Annotated in this window: 17 protein-coding genes and 2 tRNA genes; 9 read left to right on the top strand and 10 right to left on the bottom strand. The window is 65.4% G+C overall.

The window, feature by feature from the left end; all coding sequences use genetic code 11:
• Positions 1-67: 67 nt before the first annotated feature.
• The 3 genes from PMO31116_RS16610 to hrpA all read right to left on the bottom strand — a co-directional run bounded on the left by PMO31116_RS16610 (position 68) and on the right by hrpA (position 6,527).
• A complete protein-coding gene (locus tag PMO31116_RS16610; RefSeq protein WP_150567710.1) occupies positions 68-982 on the bottom strand; it encodes an EI24 domain-containing protein in 915 nt (304 codons plus the stop codon).
• Between the two features lie 64 nt (positions 983-1,046).
• Entirely contained in the window at positions 1,047-2,042 is a 996-nt protein-coding gene (locus PMO31116_RS16605; protein WP_150567709.1) for a YVTN family beta-propeller repeat protein, read from the bottom strand.
• Between the two features lie 261 nt (positions 2,043-2,303).
• Complete coding sequence (gene hrpA / locus PMO31116_RS16600) at positions 2,304-6,527, bottom strand: ATP-dependent RNA helicase HrpA (protein ID WP_150567708.1); 4,224 nt, start codon at positions 6,525-6,527, stop codon at positions 2,304-2,306.
• A 44-nt stretch (positions 6,528-6,571) separates the two neighbouring features.
• On the opposite strand from hrpA, the gene argA reads away from it, so the two are divergent.
• Both argA and PMO31116_RS16590 read left to right on the top strand, forming a co-directional pair.
• Positions 6,572-7,921 (top strand): amino-acid N-acetyltransferase, encoded by a 1,350-nt coding sequence (gene argA, locus PMO31116_RS16595; protein WP_150567707.1) that lies wholly within the window; start codon positions 6,572-6,574, stop codon positions 7,919-7,921.
• Between the two features lie 180 nt (positions 7,922-8,101).
• On the top strand, positions 8,102-8,377 hold the full coding sequence (locus PMO31116_RS16590; RefSeq protein WP_145863559.1) for an oxidative damage protection protein: 276 nt from the start codon (positions 8,102-8,104) through the stop codon (positions 8,375-8,377).
• 135 nt (positions 8,378-8,512) lie between these two features.
• Here the strand turns inward: PMO31116_RS16590 and PMO31116_RS16585 are convergent, their stop codons facing one another.
• Complete coding sequence (locus PMO31116_RS16585; protein ID WP_145863558.1) at positions 8,513-9,583, bottom strand: serine endopeptidase; 1,071 nt, start codon at positions 9,581-9,583, stop codon at positions 8,513-8,515.
• A 15-nt stretch (positions 9,584-9,598) separates the two neighbouring features.
• The gene (gene rpiA, locus PMO31116_RS16580) at positions 9,599-10,291 is read right to left on the bottom strand and encodes a ribose-5-phosphate isomerase RpiA (RefSeq protein ID WP_150567706.1); all 693 of its coding nucleotides are present in this window, start codon (positions 10,289-10,291) and stop codon (positions 9,599-9,601) included.
• Positions 10,292-10,486: 195 nt separating this feature from the next.
• Between rpiA and tal the strand changes: the two genes are divergently transcribed.
• A complete protein-coding gene (gene tal, locus PMO31116_RS16575) occupies positions 10,487-11,437 on the top strand; it encodes a transaldolase (RefSeq protein ID WP_150567705.1) in 951 nt (316 codons plus the stop codon).
• Positions 11,438-11,677: 240 nt separating this feature from the next.
• Here tal and PMO31116_RS16570 read toward each other — a convergent pair whose 3' ends face one another.
• Positions 11,678-11,971, bottom strand: coding sequence for a hypothetical protein (locus PMO31116_RS16570; protein ID WP_150567704.1), 294 nt, complete (start codon positions 11,969-11,971; stop codon positions 11,678-11,680).
• A 142-nt stretch (positions 11,972-12,113) separates the two neighbouring features.
• Here PMO31116_RS16570 and PMO31116_RS16565 point away from each other — a divergent pair, with 142 nt between their 5' ends.
• Positions 12,114-14,948, top strand: a complete 2,835-nt coding sequence (locus PMO31116_RS16565; RefSeq protein ID WP_150567703.1) for a hypothetical protein — start codon at positions 12,114-12,116, stop codon at positions 14,946-14,948.
• A gap of 528 nt (positions 14,949-15,476) precedes the next feature.
• A complete protein-coding gene (locus PMO31116_RS16560; protein WP_150567702.1) occupies positions 15,477-18,476 on the top strand; it encodes a hypothetical protein in 3,000 nt (999 codons plus the stop codon).
• 130 nt (positions 18,477-18,606) lie between these two features.
• On the opposite strand, the gene rlmB is transcribed toward PMO31116_RS16560, so the two are convergent.
• Together rlmB and rnr are read right to left on the bottom strand one after the other, a co-directional pair.
• Positions 18,607-19,389: a 23S rRNA (guanosine(2251)-2'-O)-methyltransferase RlmB gene (rlmB, locus tag PMO31116_RS16555; protein WP_038617238.1), complete on the bottom strand. Its 783-nt coding sequence runs from the start codon at positions 19,387-19,389 to the stop codon at positions 18,607-18,609.
• A 234-nt stretch (positions 19,390-19,623) separates the two neighbouring features.
• On the bottom strand, positions 19,624-22,176 hold the full coding sequence (gene rnr / locus PMO31116_RS16550; protein ID WP_150567701.1) for a ribonuclease R: 2,553 nt from the start codon (positions 22,174-22,176) through the stop codon (positions 19,624-19,626).
• A 280-nt stretch (positions 22,177-22,456) separates the two neighbouring features.
• Here rnr and PMO31116_RS16545 point away from each other — a divergent pair.
• The 4 genes from PMO31116_RS16545 (at position 22,457) to PMO31116_RS16530 (ending at position 24,931) form a co-directional block, all read left to right on the top strand.
• Positions 22,457-22,541, top strand: a tRNA-Leu gene (locus PMO31116_RS16545).
• A 328-nt stretch (positions 22,542-22,869) separates the two neighbouring features.
• Entirely contained in the window at positions 22,870-23,784 is a 915-nt protein-coding gene (locus tag PMO31116_RS16540) for a LysR family transcriptional regulator (RefSeq protein WP_150567700.1), read from the top strand.
• Between the two features lie 147 nt (positions 23,785-23,931).
• Positions 23,932-24,016: transfer RNA gene (locus PMO31116_RS16535), tRNA-Leu, on the top strand.
• A 174-nt stretch (positions 24,017-24,190) separates the two neighbouring features.
• On the top strand, positions 24,191-24,931 hold the full coding sequence (locus PMO31116_RS16530) for a pseudouridine synthase (protein ID WP_246185339.1): 741 nt from the start codon (positions 24,191-24,193) through the stop codon (positions 24,929-24,931).
• 25 nt (positions 24,932-24,956) lie between these two features.
• On the opposite strand, the gene PMO31116_RS16525 is transcribed toward PMO31116_RS16530, so the two are convergent.
• Both PMO31116_RS16525 and PMO31116_RS16520 read right to left on the bottom strand, forming a co-directional pair.
• Positions 24,957-25,829, bottom strand: coding sequence for a 23S rRNA (adenine(2030)-N(6))-methyltransferase RlmJ (locus PMO31116_RS16525; protein WP_150567699.1), 873 nt, complete (start codon positions 25,827-25,829; stop codon positions 24,957-24,959).
• Complete coding sequence (locus tag PMO31116_RS16520; protein ID WP_150567698.1) at positions 25,829-26,491, bottom strand: DNA-3-methyladenine glycosylase I; 663 nt, start codon at positions 26,489-26,491, stop codon at positions 25,829-25,831. The genes PMO31116_RS16525 and PMO31116_RS16520 overlap by 1 nt, the downstream gene beginning before the upstream one ends.
• Positions 26,492-26,562 lie beyond the last annotated feature (71 nt).

The raw sequence follows: 26,562 nt of genomic DNA, 5'->3' as shown, positions 1-26,562 counted from the left end.
GGCGCCGCCGGAATTCAGATGACGAAGGGAGAACCCGGCAGCACGCGGTGTGACGATTGTGCCACTTTCAGGGCGAACCGTTGGGGCTGCCCGGAGGGGGCAGCGCCGGGGGCAGGTCTTCGGTCTCCGGCGGGGCGTCGTCGACCACCGGCAATACCGTGCCGGCGAGCGTCGGCTCATGCCGGGCGTCCTCCGCGCGCAGGCGCGCGAGTGCGCGCAGGCAGTAGTGGGCGAACCACAACGCCGAGAAGACGAAGATCACCACGTAGAGCCAGATCGCGAGCAGTGCGATGACCGGGAACAGCACGATCATGATGACCGAAGAGACCCACAGCAACGTGGGCAGCGAGCCGAGCAACCCGGTCGCCACGCCGATCACGAGCAGCGGCAAACGCTTCTCCCGCACGATGCGGCGTCGCTCCTCGGCTGTGGCGTGGTACGCGAGCGCGTCGTAGGTCATCACGCGGTAAGTTAGCCAGCCCCACAGCAGCGGCGGCACGATGGCGAAGAATGGCGGCACGAGCCATAACGGCAGTGTGACGAGCGCGGCGAGGAGGAAGATGAACGTGGCCCCAAGCGACTGCCCGAGGCTGCCCCAGAACGAGCCGCCCTGACGTGCCTCGAGATGAATGAAGTGCCGGCGCGAGAGATGGCGCAACACCGCAGGCATCGACCATCCCGCAATGAGCAGCAGCGACGTGACCACGATCAGCGGCACGAGCAGCGCCACCAGAATGAACGGAGCGAGCGCCATGCGCACGCTGTCCACACCGAAGAAGCCGAAGAAGCGGTAGATCCACTGGGTGAATTCCCACTGCTCGAGCCACACGCGCAGGAAGTCGGTGAACGGCTCCCAGCCGAACCAGATCACGGCACCCCAGATCAGTCCGGAGACGACGAAGGGCATGGCGGTGAGCCAGAGCATGCGCGGGTGCAGCAGGCTCACGAGCGCGCGCCCGAGCGCGCGAAGGATATCGTTCATGCAGAAACAGGACCGGGCGTCGACGACGCCCGGCGAGTGAAGCCCTTACGGCAATGCCCCGATGTTACAGCACCGGCGCACGGTCGTAGAAATAGATCCCGTGCGGCGAGCGTCCGACGGCAATCGTATTGATCAGCTTGCGCGAGGCCAGGTCGATGATGCCGACCTTGCGCGCCCAGCGGAACGTGACCCACAGCGTCTTCTTGTCGGCCGAGAGCTCCATGTCGTCGGGGCCGGGCAGCAGGCCGGTAATGTTGCCGACATTCGTGAGCGCGTCCTGATCGATGATGCTGATCGTGCTCGACACGCGATTGGAGATCAGCACGTGCTTGCCGTCGGCGAGCGACCGGAAGTTGTGCGCGCCCCTTCCGGTCGGGATCGTCTTGATCACCTTCCGGGCGCGCCAGTCGACCACGGCCGCGTAGTCGGCGCCGGTCATGCCCACGAGCAGGTACTTGTCGTTGGGCGTGAGCCACACGCCGGCGGGGCTGTCGCCCACTTTCAGCGTCCACAGCACCTTCTGGCTGGCCAGATCGATGGCGGCGATCTCGTTCGACTCCTGCAACGAGATGAACACGAGCTTGCTGTCCTGGGTGAAGACCAGGTGACTGGGCATCTTCTTGAGCGGGATGCGCTGGGCCACGCTCAGGTTCTTGCCATCGAAGCGGTAGACGTCCACGCGGTCGAGGCGCAGCGCGTTGGCCACGAACCACTTCTTGTCCGGCGAGAAGCCGATCTGGTACGGGTCTTCGATATTTTCGATCTTGCGCTGGATCTGTCCGGTCTTCGGATCGAGGAACACCAGGTTGTTGCCCACCGAGTTCGCCACGATGAGCGACTGGTTATCGGGCGTGGCCATCAGGTGATGCGGCTCCTTGCCCACCGGGAAGGTCTGGACGACCTTCTGCGTGGCCTTGTCGATGAGGCTCACGCTGGCGTCGGCCGAATTGAGCACGACCACCACGCTGTCGGGGGCCGGGGCTGCCGCCCGCGCCGGGCCGGCCAGCGCCGCCAGCCCCAGGGAAGCAGCCAGACCGGCGGCGATCAGAACTTTGCGCATTGCAGAATCTCTCGGGAGAAAAAGGTGCGGAGAATATCGGGAAACGTGGCCAACGACGCCGCAGGCGTCGCGAAACGCTGTCGCTATTGTAGGGCCGGAACCCCCTCGCGACGCGTCGGCGGCGCCCCTTTTTTGATCAGGCGAAACAACACTTCACCACTTTCTGACCCAGCGCAAACCGGCGCGGGGATTGCAGGCAAAAGTGGCGTCCGGGCGCACACGCCGAACGCCATCCCATGACCTGCCGTTGACGGCCGCCGATCAGCGCTGCAACGCCTCCCAGACCTTGTGCAGTCGCTTGACAGACACCGGCATCGGCGTGCGCAGTTCCTGTGCGAAAAGCGAGACGCGCAACTCTTCGAGCAGCCAGCGAAATTCGTCGAGTCGTGCATCGCCCTGATCCCGGCGTTGTGACGTGGCCCGTTGCCAGTTCTGCAACAACGGGCCCAGCTCGCTCATGGCACGCGCATCGCGCGACGGGTCGGCCTTGAGCTTGTCGATGCGCGCGGCCATCGCCTTGAGGTAACGCGGGAAGTGCGCCAACTGGGCGTAGGGCGTGTCGATCAGGAAACGCTTGCCGACCAGGCGTTGCAATTGCGCCGTGAGATCCGCGTGCGCCTGCGCGAACGGCTTTGCCTGCGCGAGCTTCTTCTGCAATGCCGCGTACTCGGCCAGGATCTGCCCGGCCAGACGTGCGATTTCCTGCGCGAGCAGCGTGAGACGTCCGCGCCCTTCGTCCTTGCGAGCGACGAACGAGGCGTTGTCGCTCGGCCAGGGCAGTTGAAGACACGCGCGCTCCAGCGCCAGATCGACGATCTGATCGCGCAATGCCTCCTGCGTGCCCAGGTGCAGGTACTGCATGGCCATCTGCTGCAGTCCGGGGATGTTTTTCTCCAGGTACTTCACCTGCTCGCGCAACTGAATCGCGAACAGTCGCCGCAGCCCCGCCCGATGCTGGCGTTGCGCCTCGTCCGGGTCGTCGAACACTTCGAGGTCGCAGTGATCGCCGCGATCGACCAGCGCGGGATAGCCGAACAGCGTCTGGCCGCCGCGGCGTATCTCGAGCATTTCCGGCAACTCGCCAAAACTCCACGTCGTCAGGTTGTCGTAGCGACCGGGCTCGACCGCCGCGGCGCCCGCCCCCGATGCAGCAGACGTACCGGATACGACCTGCGCGCCGGCCTTGCCATCGCTGCGCGGCGCGGGACCGCCACGTGACGGCGATTCGGTCACGGCACCGCCAGTGGGTGTGGCGCCGCTTCGGGCAGCCAACGCCTGGAATGTGCGCTGCGCCTGCTGCCCGAGTTCGGCACGCAACTGCGAGAGATTGCGGCCCATTCCGAGTTGACGGCCATGCTCGTCGATCACCTTGAAGTTCATCGACAGGTGCGCCGGGAGCATTTCCAATTTGAAATCGCTCGACTTGAGCATGACGCCGGTCTGCTCGCGCGCATCGGCCATCAGCGCGTCGAGCAGTGCGCCCTGGCCGAACGTGGCGCGATCGAGAAACCCGGCCGCGTATTCGGGCAACGGCACGAAGTGACGGCGCAGCTTCTGCGGCAGCGACTTCATCAGCAGGTGCGCCTTCTCCTTGAGCATGCCCGGCACGAGCCATTCGCAACGACGTGCGTCGACCTGGTTGAGCGCGTAGAGCGGAACGGCCAGGGTGACCCCGTCGCGCGGCGACCCCGGTTCGAAGTGGTAAGTGAGCGCCATTTCGACGCCGGCGATCGCCGTCTTCTTCGGGAACAGGTCGGTCGTGACACCCGCGGCCTCGTGGCGCATCAGGTCGTCACGTACGAGGTAGAGCAGTCTGGGCGTGCCCTTGGACGTCTCGCGATACCAGTGCTCGAAGCTGGCGCCGTCGTACAGGCCGGCGGGCACGTGTGCGTCGTAGTAGGCGTAGATCAATTCGTCGTCGACGAGCACGTCCTGACGCCGCGACTTGTGTTCGAGCTGTTCGATGTCCGCGATCAGCTTGCGATTGTGCGCGTAGAACGGCAGCTTCGTTTCCCAGTCGCCCTCGACAAGCGCGCTGCGGAGGAATATCTCGCGGGCGCGACGCGGATCTCGCGGGCCGAAGTTCATGCGACGGCGGGCGTAGATCGTCAGCCCGTAGAGCGTGCCGCGCTCATACGCCGTGACTTGCGCGGCCTTCTTTTCCCAGTGGGCGTCGGACAGCGAGGTCTTCACGAGGTGCTTGCCCACACGCTCGATCCATTCCGGCTCGATGCGCGCGATGCAGCGCGCGTACAACCGGCTCGTCTCCACGAGTTCGCCGGCCATGACCCAGCGCCCCGCCTTTTTCACGAGTGACGAGCCCGGCCAGATGTGGAACTTGATGCCGTGCGCGCCAAGGAAGTGCGGATCGTCGTCGGCCTTGCAGCCGATGTTGCCGAGCAAACCGGCGAGCAGCGCGAGGTGCACTTGCTCGTACGTGGCTTCGGACTCGTTGAGGCGCCAGCCCTGCTCGCGCACCACGGTCAGCAACTGGCTGTGAACGTCGCGCCATTCGCGCAGACGCAGTTGCGAGAGGAAATTCTCGCGGCAGGCCTGCGTCAATAGCCGGTTCGACTTCTTGTGGGCCACCGCCTCCTCGAACCACTTCCAGATCTTGAGCCAGGAGAGGAATTCGGACTTCTCGTCCGCGAATTTGCGGTGGGCGTTGTCGGCGGCATCCTGGGCTTCGATGGGCCGGTCGCGCGGGTCCTGCACGGCCAGTCCGCTCGCGATGATGAGGACTTCGCGCAGCGACTGCTGGTCGCGCGCGGCCAGGATCATGCGCCCGACACGCGGATCGAGCGGCAAACGTGCCAGCTCACGGCCAAGCGGCGTGAGCTGGTTGGCGTCATCGACCGCCCCCAGTTCGCCAAGCAACTGGTAGCCGTCGGCAATCGCGCGGCCGGGCGGCGGCTCGATGAACGGGAATTCCTCGACTTTCGACAGGCGCAGCGACTGCATGCGCAGAATCACCGCGGCGAGCGACGAGCGCAGAATCTCCGGGTCGGTGAAGCGCGCGCGCGACTGGAAGTCGGCTTCGTCGTACAGGCGAATACAAACGCCGTCGGCCACGCGACCGCAACGCCCTGCGCGCTGATTGGCCGCGGCCTGCGAGATCGACTCGATCTGAAGCTGCTCCACCTTGTTGCGGTAGGAGTAGCGCTTCACGCGCGCGGTGCCGGCATCGACCACGTAGCGGATGCCCGGTACGGTGAGCGAGGTCTCGGCCACATTGGTCGCGAGCACGATGCGACGGGCGTTCGACGGCTTGAAAACGCGTTCCTGTTCGGCGGCGGACAGGCGCGCGAAGAGCGGCAGAATCTCCGTGTGCGGCGGATGATGTTTGCGCAGCGCCTCCGCCGCTTCGCGAATTTCGCGCTCGCCGGGCAGGAACACGAGCACGTCGCCCGACCCCTCGCGACAAAGTTCGTCCACGGCGTCGACGATACCGTCCATGAGATCGCGCTCACGATCGCGGGCGCTGGCGCGACTGTTCTCGCGACCTTCCGCGTTGGCGATGCGAGCGTCATCCTGAATCGGCCGGTAGCGCACTTCCACCGGGTACAGCCGGCCGCTCACTTCGATGACGGGTGCCGGGCGCAGGGTCTCGCCTTCACCGGTGCCGAAGTGGCGTGCGAAGCGGTCCGCATCGATGGTGGCCGACGTGATGATGACCTTCAGGTCCGGACGCCTGGGCAGCAACTGCTTCAGATAGCCCAGCAGGAAGTCGATGTTGAGGCTGCGTTCGTGCGCCTCGTCGATGATGATGGTGTCGTAAGCACGCAACAGCGGGTCGGTCTGCGTCTCGGCTAGCAGGATGCCGTCGGTCATCAACTTGACCGATGCCCCATTGGACAGCGTGTCGTTGAAACGCACCTTGAAGCCGACGATTTCGCCGAGCGGGGTGCCGAGTTCGTCCGCGATGCGGCGCGCGGTGGCCGACGCGGCGATGCGCCTCGGCTGCGTATGCCCGATCAGGCCGGTGCCGCCGGCGCCGAGGCCACGCCCGAGCGCGAGGCAAATCTTCGGCAGTTGCGTGGTCTTGCCCGAGCCGGTCTCGCCGCTCACGATCACCACCTGATGGTCGGCGACGGCGCGTGCGATCTCCTCGCGGCGTCCGGACACCGGCAGCGCTTCGGGGAACGTGATTTCGGGCACGCGGTTGGCGGCGGCCTGCCGCGCGGCGAGGCGCTCGGCATCGCGCGCGGCACGCTCGGCCGGCGACGGACGGCGTGAGGCCGTCGCGGGGTTGGCCGGCCCCTGTGCGGCTTGCGTCGCGCGATCGCCCGCGTTGACGCCCGCCTCGCCGCCGCGATCCGGTTGGCGGGAGCGTCCGGGGCGATGGCCCGCGTTCGCAGGCGCGCCGCCCGGTTTGGGCGTCGTTTGCGATTGCACCGAGTCCCTGGGTTGGGCTCGCGTTTGCCCCGGCGCCGTCACTTTCGGCTTCGGGGGCTGAGATTGTCGATTTCGTTCATCACTTGCCATGGGCGCGCATTATATAATCTGCGCATGTTTGCGCACGTACACCCATGCTGACCGAACCCGACCCCGACGTACAAGACGAAGAGACCGCCCACCAAGCCCAGTTCGTGGACTGGCTGCGATCGGTCGCCCCCTACATCCATGCGTTTCGCGACAAGACGTTCGTGGTTGCCTTCGGCGGCGAGCTCGTCGCGGCGGGCGGACTGGACTCCCTGATACAGGACGTCGCCCTGCTGTGCGCCATGGGCATGCACATCGTGCTGGTACACGGCTCGCGACCGCAGGTCGAGGAGCAGATGCGCCTGCGACACATCGAGTCGCACTTTTCGCAGCAGTTGCGCATCACCGATGCCGCCGCGCTCGAAGCGGTCAAGGAAGCGGCCGGCGAGTTGCGCCTGGACATCGAAGCGTCGATCAGCCAGGGGCTACCGAATACGCCGATGGGCAACGCACGCATCAGCGTGGTCTCGGGTAACTTCGTCACGGGCCGCCCGGTCGGCATCGTCGACGGTGTCGACTTCCAGCACACGGGCGTGGTCCGCAAGGTCGACGCGGAATCGATCCGCCTCTCGCTGGCCAACGGCAAGATCGTGCTGCTCTCGCCGCTGGGCTTTTCGCCCACGGGTCAGTCGTTCAATCTGACGATGGAAGACGTGGCGTCGTCGGCCGCCATTGCGTTGCGCGCCGACAAGCTGATCTTCATTACCGAGACGCCCGGCGTTCTCAACGAATACAACGAGTTGCAGCGCGAGCTCACGCTCGAGGACGCCCAGCGCATGCAGTCGCAGGGCACGCTCGACCGGGATTCGGCGTTCTATCTGAAGTACGCCACGCGCGCGTGCCGCGCCGGCGTGGGCCGCGCCCACATCGTGCCGTTCTCGCTCGACGGCAGCATGCTGCTCGAGCTGTTCTCGCACGACGGCGTGGGCACGATGATTTCGTACGAGAATCTGGAAAGCCTGCGCGAAGCCACGATCGACGACGTCGGCGGCATCCTGCAACTGATCGAACCGCTCGAAGCCGACGGCACCCTGGTGCGCCGCGGCCGCCATCAGCTCGAACGCGACATCGATCACTTCTCGGTCATCGAGCACGACGGACGCCTGTTCGGCTGCGCCGCGCTCTACCCCTACCCGAGCGAGCGCATCGGCGAGATGGCCTGCCTGACCGTCGATCCGGAAGCGCAGGGCTCGGGCGACGGCGAACGCCTGCTCAAGCACATCGAGCAACGTGCCCGTGCACGCGGACTGGAACGTCTGTTCGTGCTCACGACCCGCACGGAGCACTGGTTCCTCAAGCGAGGCTTCGTCAAGGCCGGTGTGGACGACCTCCCGGCCGACCGCCGCCGCCTGTACAACTGGCAGCGCCGCTCGCTGGTGCTCATCAAGAAGCTGTAATTCAGGACGGCCGGGCGCGCAATCATCGGCATCCGTCGGTGCCCTTGCATATTGCGGCCCTGCCCCCATTTCCGGATATCGGCCGCCGCTTCGCCCGAGCCGTCCGTCGACATGACGCGGCCCACGTGGCAAGCCCGGCTTCCACTCAAGCCTCAACAAAGACTACGAAGGAGTCCTCCCATGGCCCGCATGGTTCAATGCATCAAGCTCGGCAAAGAAGCCGAAGGTCTCGATTTCCCCCCGATGCCCGGTGAACTCGGCAAACGCCTCTGGGAAAGTGTCTCCAAGGAAGCCTGGGCCGGCTGGCTCAAGCAACAGACCATGCTCATCAACGAAAACCGCCTGAACATGGCCGACCCGCGCGCGCGCCAGTACCTCGTGAAGCAAACCGAGAAGTACTTCTTCGGCGACGGCGCCGATGTGGCGCAAGGCTACGTTCCACCGACTTCGGAATAAGCCACCCTCTCCCGCGGCCCGACTCCGTCGCGCGGACCGCTCCGGGCCCTCGCCAGGAGATTGCACGTGCGCCGCGCGAAGCGGCGCACCGGGCATTGGAGCCGATTGAATGGAAGCGCCGGAGCCGACCGCCTGTCAGCCGGCCCGGGCAGGACCGCCCTCGGTCTGGATGCCTGCGGATCGGGCACCGCAATGGTGGCAAAAGTGGGCGAACGCGTTCTTGCGCGTACGGCACGCGCCGCAACGGTCGAACAGGCAAATGCCGCAATGCACGCAGAAGTCCCGGTCGGGGTCATCAAGCTTCACCGGCCGCTCGCACCCCGGACATACGGACTTGGCCAGTCGTGCCTGTGCCAGATCGTAAGACAGCGTCTTGCGCCGCTCTTCGTCCGGCAATTGTTCTTCCGCCTTCTGCTTCGCCAGATAGCGCTGCAGCGACACGATGGCGTAGCGTCCGACCAGAATCGTGAGCACGATACCCACGAGGTAGCGCACGTAGCCGCCGTAGTCCGGCAGATAGGGGACCAGCTCCACGAAGAACGCGAATAGCGCAAAGAAGATGAAGCCCCAGACGAACGGCCACCACGTGCTCTTGCGCTGACGTACGAACAGCCAGCCCGCCACGGCAAGCAACGGCAAGGTCAACGCCAGCCGGATGCCGAACACCTTCAGTTCCTGCGAACGCTGGATCGCCGCGAGGCGCTCACCCGCGTCGGCATTGAGGGCATAGCGCGTCGCACGCGCCGACTGCAGGCCGCGTTGCGCCTCGAGCTGCTTCGCTTCGAGCGCATCGACCTGCGTTTGCGCGTCGCGCTGCGCGGCCTTGAGCGAATCGAGCGCCCGCGTGCGGGCTACCAGTTCGGCATCCTGACTGGACTGGGCCGTGGCCGTACGCGTGGCCACCCAGTCGTTGAACGATTCGCGTGCATTGCGATAGGCCGTGCTGCGCGCCTTGAGCTGCAGCCGCGCCGTCTCCAGCTGGCTCTGCACGTCTTCAAGCTGGGTTTCCGCCTGTTTGATCGCCGCATCGGCGCGATCGGCCTGTGCGCGATCGACGAACGAATCGAGCGTGGGCGCTGGCGCGACGCCCGGCAATTTGTCGACGACAAGACCGCCCAGACCGATCAGAAATACCGCGAACAGTACGGCGATCAACCATAGTCCGCGGCGGAACCAGGTTTCGGGAAGACGACGTGATCCAGCCATCCTGCCCTCCCGGTATCAGTTTTTGTAGTCGATGGTGCGCACCCCTTGCGGTGTGCCCATCAGCGTGATGTCCGCGCCGCGCTTTGCGAACAGGCCGACCGTGACCACGCCGGCGATCTGATTGACCTGCGTCTCGAAGGCCACGGGATCGAGAATCTGCAGACCGTGCACGTCGAGAATGGTGCAGCCGTTGTCGGTCACGTACGGACTGCCGTCCGCGCGCACGCGCGCCTGCGGCTTGCCGCCGAGGGCGACGAGTTCACGCGCCACGCTGGCCTGGGCCATCGGAATGACTTCCACCGGCAACGGGAAAACGCCGAGCACGGCCACTTCCTTGGAGGCGTCGACGACGCACACGAACTGCCTGGCCACCGAAGCCACGATCTTCTCGCGCGTGAGCGCGCCGCCACCGCCCTTGATCATGTGCCCCAGGGCATTGATCTCGTCGGCGCCGTCGACGTAGACGGGCAGGCTTTCGATCTGGTTGAGATCGAACACTTCAATGCCATGCTTGCGCAGGCGCTCCGTGCTGGCCTCGGAGCTCGACACGGCGCCGCGATAGCGGCCCTTGTGCGCGGCAAGCGCGTCGATGAAGCAATTGGCGGTGGACCCGGTGCCCACGCCGATCACGCTGCCCTCGGGCACGTGCTGGTTCACATAGTCGGCAGCGGCCTGGCCGACCAGGCGTTTGAGTTCGTCCTGGGTCATGGGGAATTCCGGCAAAGTTTGGTAAAGTCGGAAGTTTACCGGAGTCGGGCCCGACGCGCCGTCTTTTGCGTCCTTTGAATGTCCTTTGAGCGTCCCTTGAACGTCTCGAGGGCGCCATCCGGGCGTCGCCCGAACGCCATCCGGCCTCTCGCCGGACTTCATGTCACGCAGTGCATCTCTCGCAAGGCCGTCCTCATGAATCAGCTCGACACCCTCAAGCGCCACACCATCGTCGTGGCCGACACCGGCGACTTCCAGGCGATGGACGCCTACAAGCCGCAAGACGCCACCACCAACCCCTCGCTGATCCTCGGCGCGGTGCAGAAGGACGCCTACCGCCCGATGCTCACGCGCGTCGTCGCCGAGCACCGTGCCGAATCGACGGACGAGATCATCGACCGCCTGCTGATCGCCTTCGGGCGTGAAATTCTCGACATCGTGCCGGGCCGGGTATCGACGGAAGTCGATGCCCGCCTGTCGTTCGACACGGCCGGCACGGTCGCCCGCGCGCGCAAGCTCATCGCGATGTACCAAGCCGAAGGCATCGAGCGCGATCGCGTGCTCATCAAGATCGCGTCGACATGGGAAGGGATTCGCGCGGCAGAAATCCTGGAGCGCGACGGGATCCGCTGCAACATGACGCTGTTGTTTTCGCTGGTGCAGGCCGCCGCCTGCGCCGAGGCTGGCGCCCGGCTGATCTCGCCGTTCGTGGGCCGCATCTACGACTGGTACAAGAAGTCGGCGGGCGCCAACTGGGACGAAGCGGCCAATGCGGGGGTGAACGACCCCGGCGTGCGCTCGGTCGCGTCGATCTATCGCTACTACAAACACTTCGGGTACGACACCGAAGTCATGGGCGCAAGCTTCCGCTCGACCGGCCAGATCCTTGCACTTGCCGGGTGCGACCTGCTCACCATCAGCCCCGCGCTGCTCGAACAACTGCGCACGACCGAAGGGGAAGTGCCCCGAGCGCTCGATCCGAAGGAAGCGCGCTCGGCCGCCGTCGATCGCGTGAGAACCGACGAGCCGTCGTTCCGCTTCGCCCTGAACGACGACGCCATGGCCACGGAGAAGCTCGCCGAGGGCATTCGTGCGTTCGCCGCCGACGCCGTCAAGCTCGAAGGCCTGATCGACGCCGCTCGCTGAAGCCGGTCCGGCGTTGCGACACCACGGCGCGTCTCGTGCGAGCGCCGTCGATCGCGCAGGCGGCGCCAGACTTGCCTGAAGCGTCGGGAGCGGGCGAATAATAGAAGTGACTCGACGTTGCACCGGCGACACTGGAAGCGTCAATCACTTCTTGCCGCATGACAGGCCGAGGGCCCGCCGAGTCGGTTACCCGGCGGCGTGACGTCTGTTCGCGCTTCGCCCCTTGATTTCAGCAAGCCGTCACGGGCAATCGCCCACACCGCCGGCGTCCGCGCAGATGCCGACGCCGCCGCAGACCCGCTCAAACGTCCCGCATCCGGCTTTCGACGACGACCTGGCTACCGTCGGTACGTCGCGATCCACGCCCTGTGGCGCGCCCTCGCTCGTCGCGTTCGTATCGCCGCGAAAGCCGTCCGACTTCGTCGTCTCGGCCGCGGGGACACCGCCGGTGGGCTCGTCCCCGGCCATCCGGCGTCTTGGCTTCGACGCCCCGACGGGCACCGAATCCTCGGCGGCCTCATTGTCGCGCGTCACCGTTCGTCCAGCGTTCGCAAGGACCTTGGCGTCCGCGCACGGGGACAAGGACGATGCGGCGGGTGCGAGATCGACTGCGCCCCCCTTCTATGTCTTCGTGCAGGACGGCAGATACCTCAAGGCGAATGCAACCGGAAAGCAAGTGTCGCCGCTGTCCCGAAAGGAGGCGGAACGACTCGGTTTGCCGCCGGCGCCCGCGCTGAGCGGGACGATTCACGGCACCATCGACACCGTCAGTCCCACGCCCCTGCCGCTCGCCAAGGACGGCAGCCGCCTCGTTCCGGTGACGCTGTTCGACCTCGTCCAGGAGGTCCCGTACGAGCGCGAGGTCCATGGCCTGCAATTTGCCGATCGTCAGGCAACGGTCGTGGTCCAGGCCGATTCCGGCCGGTTGTATGCCTGCGCGTCGGCGCACCAACGCTGCGGCACTGGCGCCTTTCGCGAACTCGACCCGGAAGTCCCGGACGACCAGCAGTTCATCGACGCCTTCCATGAATGCCGGCAACAGCTCAAGGCCACGCCCTCGTCGCTCGGGAACGACGGCAGCTTCCGCAATATCGTTCGCCATATCGAACAGCGCATCGCGCAGCCGACCGCGCCATGGAACGCCAACGCCACTCCGCCGCAAGACGCGCGCGACGCGGCTTACGAAGTCTTTACGTCCGCCCCCGCGCAGCGGCGCTTCGTCGACGACATCAAGGCGAGCCTGCGCCGCCGCGAGCGGTTTGACGCCGGCAAACACGAGTTCGATATTTCAGTCTACCGCGCGATTCTGGGACCGGAGCTGGTCTTCCAAGCGGACGGCCAGTGGAATATCGGCACCGCCGCCGGCATTGCGGATCTGCGTACCCATCTGCGCGACGGCAATCTGGCCTTCGCGGGCGTGGACACGGCCAAGGGCGGAAGCGCGGTCTACTTCGCATTGTCCGGCGGCAACCACAAGGACACGTTGCAGTTGCGCATTCACGACGCGATGGGCGAGAACGACGAAGTGCGCATCGGACGCGTCAGGTTCGTCGACGCCAGACGCAGGCGCGCCCGGTTACGCGCCGACCCGGGAGCCCGGGTGGGCGAGGATATCCAGGTCAACCTTCCGTCGCTCGACCCGAGCTGCAAGACGTTCATCGACCGCGTCAACGATGCCGAGCAGATTATCGCGTCGGTGCTCCTTCACGATACGCGCGACGATCCCGTCACGCACCGCATTCACGTCAACAGTCTGCTCGACACCTGCGACGCGTGCGCGAGCACGCTCTCGATGTTGCAGACGGCCACGGGTCAGTCCGTCAACCTCATCTACCACCATGACTACGGCGTGAAGACGGCCAACAGCGCGGACCGCAAGATTCGGGCAATGCAGCGCCTGGCGGCGACGGCCAATGCCATACGCGAGCATCTCATGACCGGCGATTTCCCCGCATTGGCCGCCGTGTCGCGCCGACTGCCGACGCCCGACATGGTCGAGGCGCTCTCGCACTGGCTAATCGTCGATCGTACCGAATTCAGCGATGCCGCCAGGCTCGCGCACAGGAGCAACGCCCAGTATCTGCGAATGCTGGCATCGCTCACCCGCAACGCCGCATTGGCACCGCACGACGTGACCGCCATGCTTTTGTCGCCGCAAGGCCGGGCGTACGTGGCGCTGCTGGGCCGACGCGTTGCGATGCACTCCGAATTGGCGAGCGCCTGGGCCAGCCTGCTCGGCGAATTGCGCGAAGCCGGATCGCCCCGCGCCACGCTGCTGCGCGTATTGCTGAGCAAGCCCGAAGGGCTGCACCGATGCTTCTACGTCGAACTGCTGCGCGCGCCGCACGTGGCCGGTGACGCGCGCAATGCTCTCGTCGCATGGCTGAAGTCCGCGAATCTGATCCCCACGCCAGCGGAACTCCCGGCGTATGTCAGCCTTCGCCGAGCCGTCACGCTGTCGATTCGGCTGGCACTGCGCACGCGGTCCGCCGAGGCACCGCTGACATTCCACTATGTTCCCCTGAAGGACGCGCTCGACACCGTGCGAACCCTGCTCTCCGAACGCACCATCGTCGAGTCCGAGGGCGAGCGCCTGGCCACGAAACTGCGCGAAGTCATGCCGACCGTCACGATCGCCGAGCAGTACGAATTTCGCGAGATGATCCACGACGCGGTCTCGCAGGCGTGGAAGCAGACGCTGCCGGGGACCGCCCCCCCATCCGACATTGCACGGCGCATCATGTCCGATACCAGTCCCGACTATCGTCGCGCACTTGGCAGCGCCCGCCGCAGTCTTGTCGACGCCGTCATCGTTGACGAGGTACAAGCCTACGCCGCGTTCCAGCGCGATCACCCTACCGCGAGCCCGGCGGCATTGCAGGACGAGTTCGACGCACGGTTTCGATCGGGCCGGGCGGCCTATCGCGACGCCGTGCTGGGTTCGGGTGACTCGCCTCGGGACGCGGACATCCCGGGGGGCGAGCACGCCAGGGCGTCGGCCCAGGCGCAGGCCGCGAAGGTGACGGCAGCGCGGAGTCGCGCGTTGGCGCGGCAGCAGGCGAATGCCGCGGCACGAACGGCGCAACTGGCCGCCGACGCTCGCGCCGCATCGACCGCGCGCGAGTCGGCCATGGCGAGCGCGGCGCACGAGGCTCGCGAGGCATCGCAGCGCGAGGCGAAACGCGTCGCTCTGGAACAAGCGCGACAAGCGAGCCTTGCGGCCAGTCTCGAAGCGAGCAAGCAGGCCGCCCAACATGCGCTGGAGAAAGCCCGCAGCGAAGCCTTCGACCGGGCAGAACGCGAAAGGCGAGCCCGTGACGAACAGGCGGCATGGCTCTATCCGCTCGAATTTGCGCCGCCCGCCTGCAATGACTTGCTACCCAACGCGTTTCCCACGCCACCGTCCGAATCGCCAGGACCGTCACGGCGGCAAGAACGTGCGACAACCGGACGCATCGCCGGGCGGCAATTCGAGGAATCGGGCCATGTCGGCACGTCGTACGGAACGTAGTTCGCAATTTCGGACACGACTGCGCAACCGCCGACGGCCGCCTGGCGACAATGTGACGCCCTCGGCATGGCGGTTCGCCGAACGTGTCCGGCACCACGCGCGGTGCCATCATTTCGCCCTCTTGGAATGCGGGTGTCGCCCTCCGCCCGCTCCGGCCTCACCCCATGACCCGTATCGAGCATGCAGGCGATATCCACTGCCCACAGGCCTCCCCCCATCCCCGATGCGGCGACCGATCGGTCGGTCATGCCTCGGGACCGACCGGCGGCGCGTCGCCGCTTCGCGAGCGGATTCAGCGCGGCGCGTGCATCGCCCGAGCGGCTTGACACGGATCGGGACCAGGATTGGCCATCGATCGGCGCGCGCGAATTGCGTCCACGGCTCAGCGATCTCGTAGCCCTCGGCACGGCGGCACCCCGGCACGACACGATGCCGACATGCGCCGCTCGCGACGCCGTCGGCACTTGCGCCTTCCCTCAGGAACGAACACCGGATGCACGGGCGCAGTCGCGAACCGGTGATGTCCGCATGCGAATCTTGCCCGCGCAGGTCCGTGCGGCACGCGGCACGAACGATCGCCCCTCGATCCTGCCACCGCCAACGCATCCGGCACCGCATCCCGATAAGGACTTCGGCATGTTCGTCCACCAAGGCCGATACGTGAGCATCTCCGTGCCCGGCCACAACATCTGCCCCGTCCCGTCGAGATGGCTGGCAACACTTGGCCTTCCCGACGCGCCTCGCTACGAACCCCTCATTGTCGGCATTCCGCGAAACGCCTCTCGCACGCCATCCCCCGGTCCCGATGTCGACGCAAGCGACACGGCGGACAGCACTGACAGCACCCACAACGCAGACAACGCCGCCACCGTGGAAATGGAACTCAGGGGACTCGTCGCGAACGTGCCGTTTGCGAAGATCGTTCAAGGCGTGCGTATCGGAACACACTCGACAGCCGCACCGGGCGGCACCTCTCCGCACATCGTGGTCGAGGCCGACAACGACGTGTTCTATGTTGCGAGCACGTTGCCCAGCACGGCCGGCGCGATCGCCCTGCGCCGTCTGGATCCGGCCATCGCGCAAGACAATCGATGCATCGACCTGTACTGGCAACACTGGCGCCGTTCGGGCACCTTCCCCTACCCGATTGGCACGGCCGACAGCTATCGCAACGCGACCCATCACCGGCAGATTCTCGATCGATGCCTGCGTGCGGATCCGGCGTCGCGCGCAGCAACGATGCGCGATGTCGACCCATTCGACATCGTGTCTTCGCGACATGCCCAGCGTGACTACATCGACACCTGCCGATCCAGCCTTTTCAAGCGCCGCGCGTTCGATCCGGTCGAGCATGAGTTCGATCTGCGCATTTACCAGACCTTGCTCGGCAACACGCACGTGTTTCGCATCGGCGATCGCTGGAACCTCGAACTGCCCAGCGGCATAAGGGACTTGCGCAAGCACCTGTTGATGTCGAACCTGGCATTTGCGCGATTGGGCCACCATCGGTGCATGCAAACGGTGTACTTTTCGTTGTCCGGCGGCCGGCGCGTGCAGGATATGAAACTCGCCATTCACGACCTCATGGGCGACGACGACGAGATCACCCTGGGCAATGTGCGGTTCGTCTGCGCGAAGCGCCGCCTCGAGCGCCTCGGCGTCACGCGCGACCGGCTCACTGCCGGCGCGACGCATGTCGACCTGCCGGAGCTCGCGTCGTCGCCACTGCACCGGCACGTGCGCACCACGGATGCCGAGCAGCTCGTCGCGGCCGTCGTCGAACACGACATGCGCCGGGTGCCCATGGTGACCGACATCCACGTCAACAGCCTTCTCGATACCTGCGACTCCTGTGCCAGCTCGCTGTCCATTCTTCAGACGCTCACGGGATGCCCCATCACGTTCGTCTATCACCAGCCGTACGGCGTGCACCGCGCCAATGCCACCGAAGGGATCGTGCGCGCCATGCAGACGCTGGCGGTGACGGCCCGGCAGTTGCAATGGCATTGGGCACTTGGCGAAATCCCGGCAATGACGCCTCTCGCGCGCAAACTCATCGAGCCCGCGCTCGTGCAAATGCTCACGCACATGCTGTTCGCATCGCACACGGACAGCGAGGCGCGCGAAGCCCTCAAGATTCAGTGCAATGCGCATTATCTGCAGGTGCTGAGCGCCCTGCTCACTACCGGGGCGCTCCGGGCACAATCGGTCGTCGAGATGTTGGCTTCGCCGACGGGATTGCGATACCTGTCCCAACTCGGGCGGCGCGTAGGCCAGGGATTTGCGCTAGGACGACGTTGGGCGGGATTGACGCAGGCATTGCTCGACGCCGGCCAGCCGCGCGACGCATTGATACGATTGTTGCTCACCAAGCCCGACGGACTGTGCCGCAACTTTTACGTCGAATTGCTCGACACCGTGCACCTTCGCGGCATCGACTGCCGAAATGCCCTGCTCGCCAGACTGAGTGCGCAGGGTCTCAGGCCCGCCTACGCTCAAATCGTCGAAATGATGGGGCACGTTCGCGGCGTCGGCCTGCGACTCCGGCTCGGCATGGCGGCGTCCGGGGCGTCGGCCGCACTGGCGTTGGACAAGCGGCTCCCGGCGCAGGCATTCCGGCAAGCCGTCGAACTCCTGCGCGACACCGCGCTGAACCGCTTGCAGGCTGAGCGTCTGGCCGCCGGGCTGCGCGAAATCATGCCCGTCGTGACGGTCGACGAACAACGCCGGTTCCGCGCGTCGCTCGCCGACGAGGTCAAACGGGCCTGGCGCGACATTCTGCCCGGCGAGGACCCGCCGTCCACGCTCCTGCGCGAGCTCCTCGACGACGCCGCGCCAGCGTTCAGGTCCGCCCTCGTCGACCATCGTGGCGCGGCAATCCGCACGCTGATCGACGACACCACGCAGGCCTATGTCCGATTTCTCGACGAGAATCCCGACGCCGCGCCCGAGGCCGTGCAGCGCGAATTTGATCGGCAATACGATCTGGCGAAGGCACGCTACCGCGAGATCGTCGAAGACGATCCGCCGCCCGCCGCCTCGCGGCATGCCGCTCAGCACGTGGCAAGCCAGGCATCGACGAGCGCCGAAGCCGCGAAGGCCAGCCGCGCTGCGACAACGGCGGCAAGCGTCGCGGCGGCGAAGACCCAGGCCACACGCGTCGCCGCCGAGCCCGCGCGAAAAGCCGCGGCGCAGCGCGCGGACGAGGCACGCCGGATCGCGCTGGCCGCGTTCGAGGCCAGCGAGGCAAAGGCAAGGGAACGCGCGAAAAGTGCGAAAGAAATGGCGACTCAGGCAACCCAGGCAACCCAGGCAACCCTGACGGCACGCGCCCATTGCGCGCGCGAGACCGCCGCGAGCAAGGCGACCACGGCAGCGTTGACGGCCCGTTCCGACGCTCGGCGCGGGAGCGATGTCGCGACGCTCGAGCGCCGACTGAATGCCCTGCAACAGGAACGTCGCCAGATACGCCTGCACGACGCCGCCGCATCCACGAATCGGGAAAGGAAGTGCGAGCCGGCGGTGTAACCTCGTCGATGTCGTGCCACCCACCGACCGCCGAATATCGCGCCACGCACGATCGCCCCGCGATGGGCACGGCCGTCGGCTGCGACGGCCGACGAAGATCGCTGCTCGCGCGCGATCTCGCCGTTAGCGGTTATTTGCCAGCCTTCGTCGATTGCGCCCCCGCGCCGCGTTGACGCACGGCCTCGTAAAGGCATACCGCGCTCGCCACGGAGACATTCAGGCTTTCGCAGCCGCCGGCCATCGGGATGCTCATCAGCGAGTCACAGGTTTCGCGCACCAGACGGCGCATGCCCTCGCCTTCCGCCCCCATGACGATTGCCATGGGCCCGGTGAGCTGCGTGCCGTAAATGTCCGCCGGGGCATCGTCGGACGTCCCGACCACCCAGATGCCACGATCCTTGAGCTCGCGCAACGTGCGCGAGAGATTCGTCACCATGATGTACGGCACGGTCTCGGCCGCGCCGCTGGCGACCTTGGCTGCCGTCGCATTGAGGCCGACCGCCCGATCCTTCGGCGCGATGACCGCATGCGCGCCGGCGCCGTCTGCCACGCGCAGGCACGCGCCGAGGTTGTGCGGATCGGTCACGCCGTCGAGCACGAGCAGCAGCGGCGGGCCGGAAATGCCATCAAGCAGTTCGTCGAGGTTGAGCGCGAGCGACACTTCCTGGGCGCGCGCCACCACACCCTGGTGACGCGACGAACCGGCCATGCCGTCCAGACGCTTGCCGTCGGCCTGAATGACCTTGATCTTCACGCCAGGCGCGCCCTTGGCCGACTCCACGGCCTTCAGGAAGTCGGTCATGCGGCGATCGCGGCGGCTCGGGTCGTAGTAGATCTCTTCGATGCTGCTCGCATCGTGACGCAGACGCGCCGTCACCGCATGGAAGCCGAACAGCAGTTTCAATTGACTCATTTCACATCCTCAAAATTTGCGTGTGCCGGGCGCCCAAGGGTCGCGACGCGCTCGCCTCGCTGCACAAAGCACGACGGCGGCGGAGCCCACATGGGCTACCGCCGCCGCAATCCATCGCGGGCGTCAGGCGCCGGTGGTTGCCGGCACAGGGCGCTCATCTTACTGCAATCCGCCCGAAGCACCGCGGCGTACCGGCGGCGGTTGCGCCGCCGCCGGTACGCCGCGGCCCGCCGGTCAGCGGCGCGGCTTCTTCGCCGGCCCTCCCGAACGCTTCGCAGGCGCCTTGCCACCACCACCGCCGCCGCGCTTGGCCGGGGCTGCGCCACGCTCGGCGCGCGCGGCCTTCACCTTCGCGGACTTCGGCTTGGCGGGGTGCTTGCCGGCCGGTGCGGGCTGCACACCGTTGAGCAGTGCTCCGCCCTTGGGCAACTGGCGAATGGTCGGCCCCGCACTCGCCGACCCGGCCAGCCCGGGCGTGCCGGCTGCCGGTGCGGGTACCGGCGCGCCGCCACGCTCCGCGCGCCCCGACGTCTTCGCAAGCGTGCGGGCATTCGGTTCGCGCACGAGACGGAAGTCGATCTTGCGCGCATCGAGATCCACGCGGCTGACCTGCACCCGTACGCGATCGGTCAGGCGATAACGGATGCCGGTGCGCTCGCCGCGCAGTTCATTGCGCACTTCGTCGAACTGGAAATAGTCGCTGCCCAGTTCCGTGACGTGAACCAGCCCCTCGATGAAGAGATCGTCGAGTTGCACGAAGATGCCGAACGACGTGACGGCGCTGATCGTGCCGCCATATTCCTCGCCGAGCTTGTCGCGCATGAAGTAGCACTTGAGCCAGGCTTCGACGTCGCGTGACGCTTCGTCGGCCCGGCGTTCGTTGGCGGAACAGTGCAGGCCGAGTTCGTCCCAGATCGCATCACGCTTGCGCGCGCTGGGCGACTTCTTGCTCTTGGCGTCGTCGTCTTTCTGGAGCTTGCGCGCGTGCGGCGAAAGTCCTGTCGTCAACTCCACGCCTTCGGGAATCTGCGGCTCGTACTTCTTGCCCGCCAGAATCGCCTTGATGGCGCGATGCGTGAGCAAATCCGGGTAGCGGCGAATCGGGCTGGTGAAGTGCGTATACGCCGGATAGGCGAGACCGAAGTGACCGATGTTGTCCGGGCTGTAGACGGCCTGCTGCATCGAGCGCAGGAGCATTGTCTGCAGCATCGGCGCGTCGGGACGCGATTCGATCTGCGTCATCAGCTCCGAATAGTCGGACGTGGCCGGCTCGTCGCCACCGCCGAGCGACAACCCTAGCGTCTTGAGGAACGTGCGCAGTACCTGAAGGCGCTCGCCCGAGGGGCCAGCGTGAATACGGTACAGCCCCGGCTGTTTGTGGCGCTTGAGGAAATCGGCCGCACATACGTTGGCCGTGAGCATGCATTCCTCGATGAGCCGGTGGGCGTCGTTGCGCGTGCGCGGCAGGATCTGTTCGATCTTGCCCTGGGCATTGCAAACGATGTACGTCTCGGTCGAGTCGAACTCGATGGCGCCGCGCGACTTCCGGGCTTTGGCCAGCACCTTGTAGAGCTCGTAGAGGTTCTGGAGATGCGGCAGGAGTGCGGCGCGACGCTGGGCCTCGGCGCCCTTCGTGTTGCCGAGCACCGCCGCGACTTCCGTGTAGGTCAGGCGCGCGGCCGAATGAATCACGGCCGGGTAGAACTGATAGGCCTTCACGTCGCCGTTCGGTGCGACGAGCGCATCGCACACGAGCACGCAGCGATCGACGTCGGGATTGAGCGAGCACAGACCATTCGAGAGCTTCTCCGGCAGCATCGGAATGACGCGGCGCGGGAAATAGACCGACGTGCTTCGGGTCAGGGCATCGGCATCGAGCGGGCCGCCGGGCGAGACGTAATGCGAGACGTCGGCAATGGCGACAATCAGGCGGTAGCCGTTGACGCGACCGACCTTGGCGGGCTCGCAATAAACGGCGTCGTCGAAATCGCGCGCGTCTTCGCCGTCGATCGTGACGAGCGGGACGTCCCGCAGGTCGATGCGATGGCGCAAGTCCGGCGCGCGGACTTCATCGGGCAATGCCCCGGCGGCAGCAAGCGCCTCGGCGGAGAATTGATGCGGCACGCCGTACTTGCGCACGGCGATCTCGATCTCCATGCCCGGATCATCGATATCGCCGAGGACTTCCGACACCCGGCCGATGGGCTGGCTGTATCGGCTGGGGTAATCCGTGAGTTCGACCGAGACGACCTGCCCCACCTTGGCCTTGCCCTGGGCGCGAGGCGGAATCAGGATGTCGTGGCTGATGCGCTTGTCTTCCGGTGCGACCACCATCACACCGTTTTCGTTGAGCAGTCGGCCAATGACATGGGTATTGGCCCGGCTCACGACCTCGACGATGTGACCTTCCGGGCGACCCCGGCGATCATAGCCGGCGATGCGCAAGAGCACGCGGTCGTTGTGCATGACCTTCTTCATCTCCTCGTTGGGAAGGAAGAGGTCGTCGCCGTCGTCATCGCGCACAGCGAATCCGTAGCCGTCGCGGTGCCCGATGACGCGGCCGGCGATGAAATTCGAAGGATGGGTCAGCTGATAGTAACCGCGACGATCGAGTCGAATTTGGTCATCGCGTTCCATGGCGGCGAGGCGCTTGAAGAAGCCTTCGCGTTCCTGCTTCTTGATGGCCAGCGACTCGGCGATGTCGTTGGCGGACATCGCGGATTCGGCGGTACGCAGGACACCGAGGATTTCTTCTCGGCTCGGGATCGGATAGGGATATTTGCTCAAAGGTCGGTAGCGTTACTGTGCCGGTTGAGTCCGGCCGAGTGGCGCAACATGCGCCCTACGGTCCGTGTCGATGTGCGGTAGCGCGGATAGCGGCGGCGCACGGTCAGGGACAATCATACGGCAAACCTCGCGAAAACTGCCACCTGTGCGGAATTTGAGCGCGCAGGTGGCGGAGCACGAGGGAATCGAAAATTTTTTACTCGAAAGTGTTGACACTCCCGCGTCACATCCGCATAATTTCACTTCTTCGCAGCGAGCAGACAGTAAGCGAGCTGACGGGGCCCAGATGGCGGAATTGGTAGACGCACTAGTTTCAGGTACTAGCGGGTAACACCGTGGAGGTTCGAGTCCTCTTCTGGGCACCAAAAAAATACGAAAAGCCGATGATCTCTCGATCATCGGCTTTTTTCATTCCCTCCCGGAACGCTCCTCTCCGCCGAGGTGTCCCGCAAGGCGGGCTCAGCATCGTCCGAACACGATGTCGAGGGGGCGTCAAATGCGATTCACGCCTTACCCCCCCTGCCCCGCATTGTCGCGTTTGCGTCACGAAAAGCGCTCACACCTGCGCACTCGAAAAAGAACTCGGTAGAATTTGCCTCATAAAAAAATGAATATTGCTCAACGGGTATTCCACTCGTTGGGCGTGTGTCGCACGTCAGTTGTTTTCGTTGCCAGCCACTTGTTGGGAAATACATGCCTGCTTTCACTCGCGGCGAGCTTGCCGATCTGAACGTTTTCGTCACCATCTGCCGTCGACAGAGTTTCCGGGAGGCCGCCACGGAGTTGGGTGTGACCACTTCGGCCTTGAGCCACGCGATGCGCAATCTGGAAGCGCGCCTGGGGGTGAAGCTACTGAATCGGACGAGCCGCTCGGTGTCGCCGACGGCGGCGGGCGCGGCACTGGCCAAGGAACTCGAACAGGGGCTGGACCAGATTGCGTCGGCGATCGGCGCGCTCGACCGTTACCGTGCGTCGCCGGCGGGACGACTGCGCCTGAACGTGCCGCGCGATGCGGCGCGTTTGTTGCTCGACCCGATTCTTCCGCGTTTCGTCGCGTCGTATCCGGACATCGAACTCGATGTCACCGTGGATGACCGGATGCTCGATATCGTGGCAGAAGGGTTCGATGCCGGCATGCGGTATGGCGACACCGTACCCGGGGACATGATTGCGACGCCGCTCACCCCCACCCTGAAGTGGATCGTCGTGGGGTCGCCTGCGTATCTGGCGAAGTACGGCCGCCCGAAGGTGCCGCAGGACCTGATGTCCCACAACTGCATCCGGATGCGACTGGGAGACAACACGCTGTACAAATGGGAACTGGGCAACGGCCCGACGGCGATCGAACTGGACGTGCCAGGCGCGTTGAGCATCAACGAGAGCGACGGCGTGATTGCGGCGGCAGTGGGCGGACTGGGGCTGGGGTACGTGCTCGAGCGCAACGTATCGACGGAGCTGGCGAGCGGGAAGCTCGAAGCGGTGCTGACGGATTGGGCAGTGGACGGACCACCGTTGTCGATGTATTACCCGAGTCGTCGGCAGACGTTACCGGGATTGCGTCATCTGATCGACATGATTCGCGCGGAGCACATGGGTCGGGCCGCGTGAGATCCGGGCCACCACGCGGCGGAAGCGGCCCAGGCGGCAGCGCAGTTCATTTTTGAACATTTTCGCGATTTCGCTGTTGACAGCATGTGAGGTCCTCGGCATAATCTCACTTCTTCGCAGCAAGCAGGCAGTAAGCGAGCTGACGGGGCCCAGATGGCGGAATTGGTAGACGCACTAGTTTCAGGTACTAGCGGGTAACACCGTGGAGGTTCGAGTCCTCTTCTGGGCACCAACAAAATACGAAAAGCCGATGATCGAAAGATCATCGGCTTTTTTCATTTCCGGCGCAGCGCACAGCATTCCGACGTTAGGCATCAACGTCCCGTTTTGGCGAGACGCCCCACATACACCGCCCCTCCATCAGCGCACGCCGTCAGGGCCGTTACAATAGCGGCCTGAATTCACGATGGCTGACGGAGAACGCATCATCGAGCTAGATCGCTTATTGCAATCGCAGGGTTTCGGCAGTCGCAAGATGTGCCGCAAGCTCATCGCAACCGGCGCATTCGCCATTGACGGCGTGGTGCATGACAACCCGCGCGAGTCCGTCGACCCGACGGGGCTTCGGTTCACGCTGGATGGCGAACCGTGGGAGTACCGCGAACACGTCTACGTGCTGCTGAACAAGCCCGCCGGCTACGAGTGCTCCACGAGCCCCACGCATCATGAGGGCGTGCATTCGCTCCTGCCACTACCGCTCGCCGTACGCGGTGTGCAACCGGCCGGACGTCTCGATCAGGACACCACCGGCATGCTGCTGCTGTCCGACGACGGTCCGTTCCTGCATGCGATGATGTCGCCGCGGCGGCACGTGCCCAAGCGGTACGTGGCCACCACGAAGCATCCGGTCACGGAAGACATGCTCAAGGCGTTGCGCGAAGGCGTAATGTTGCGCGACGAGACGGAACCGCTCGCGGCCACGGACGTCATGAGTCCTTCGTCGCATGAGATCGCCCTGACGATCACGCAAGGCAAATATCACCAAGTCAAGCGGATGGTCGCCGCGGCAGGCAACCGCGTGGAGGGTCTGGTCAGAACGGCGATCGGCGGCCTGCCAATGGGCACGCTCGGGCTGGGCGAATGGCGCTACCTGTCGCCGGAAGAATTGCTCTGCCTGCCCTACGACATTCCCGCCTCGGGAAAGTAAGCGCCGACAGAACGAACCGCCGGCGTCAGCTCTGCCGACCTTCGAGCAGGAATTGCGCGCCCTTGTCCTGGCCCAGTGTCTTGACCAGGTAAGGCATCGTGGTCTTGAGGGTATCTTGCAGCATGTACGGCGGATTCACGACGAACATGCCGCTGCCGTGCAGGCCGAGGCCGCCCGGAACCGGATGACATACGGTGAGCGCCACATGCACCCAGTTTTTGATCGGCTGCCCGTTGATCGTGAGACGCTTCATGCGCTCCGGCAACTGAGAGGCCTCGCGGCGCTGTACCAGCGGATACCACACGGCGTACATGCCCGTCGGAAAACGATCGAGGCCTTCCTGCACGGTCTGCGTCGCACGCGCGTAATCCCGCTTGTCCTCGTAAGACGGATCGATGAGCGTGAAGGCACGTCGCGACGCTGGCGGCAAGATCGTCTTCAGGCCCGCGAAGCCGTCCGCGCCGAAAATCATCGTGCGGCGCGCCACCGCCCTTCCCTGGGCTTCGAAGTTCTCCCGCAGCACGTCCTGCTCGGTCGGGTGCATCTCGAACAGTCGCAGACGGTCCCGATCACCGAGCAGTTGCAGCGCGAAGTACGGCGATCCGGGGTAATAACGCAGATGGCCATCCGGATTGAATTCGCGCACCAATGCAACGTAGTCGGCGAGCGCAGGCGGCAAGTCGTCACGTCCCCACAGGCGGCCAATGCCGGTCTCGTACTCCCCCGTCTTGTCGGCCCATTTGCCGTCGAGCGCGTAGCCGCCCGCCCCCGCATGCGTGTCGATGTACCAGAACGCCGTGTCCTTCTGGCGCATGTAATCGATGCATTCGACGGCGATGAAGTGTTTGAGTACGTCGGCGTGATTGCCGGCGTGAAAGGCGTGGCGGTAGCTGAACATTAGGCAGATCCTGATTCGTCAGGCGCGATTGTAGCCGACGACGCCCCCGCCCGGCGTTTCCGGGGCGGCGACACACTCAACAAGCTCGTTGCGCCCGGATGCGATTTGACGGCCTTGTGCCGCGGACATGCGACCAGATGGTCGTTCACCATGCCGCTCGCCTGCATGAACGAATAGCAGATGGTCGAGCCCACGAACGTGAATCCGGCCTTCTTCAGTGCCCTGCTCATCGCGTCGGAGACAGCGGTGCTGGCAGGCACCTCGTCGAGCGACGTCCAGCGATTTTGCAGCGGCTCCCCCCCGACGAATTGCCAGACGAAATCGCTGAAACGTGTGCCCGCCGCCTCCATCGCCAGGTACGCCCGAGCCCCCTTGATGACGCCGGCGACCTTGAGACGGTTGCGCACGATGCCCGCATTCGCCATCAGACGCGCTTCGTCGTCCGGGCCATAAGCCGCGATACGCATCGGATCGAAGCCGTCGAAGGCCTCGCGATAGTTTTCGCGCTTTTTCAGGATGGTGGACCACGACAACCCCGCCTGGGCGCCCTCGAGCATCAGCAGCTCGAACAGCGCCTGCGAATCGCGCAGCGGCACCCCCCACTCCTCGTCGTGATATCGGCGATATTGCTCGAAGCCCTCGCTCCACGGACAGCGTTCCATGCGTTCCTTGCCCCTCGATAGTTGCGTTCGCGCGACTGCGCCGCGAAACGATGCAGACGAATGGAGCCAGT

Origin of the sequence: Pandoraea morbifera, from assembly GCF_902459575.1 — a bacterium.
In the GTDB taxonomy this organism is placed as follows: Bacteria; Pseudomonadota; Gammaproteobacteria; order Burkholderiales; family Burkholderiaceae; genus Pandoraea; species Pandoraea morbifera.
This window is presented reverse-complemented; position numbering and strand designations above follow the sequence as displayed.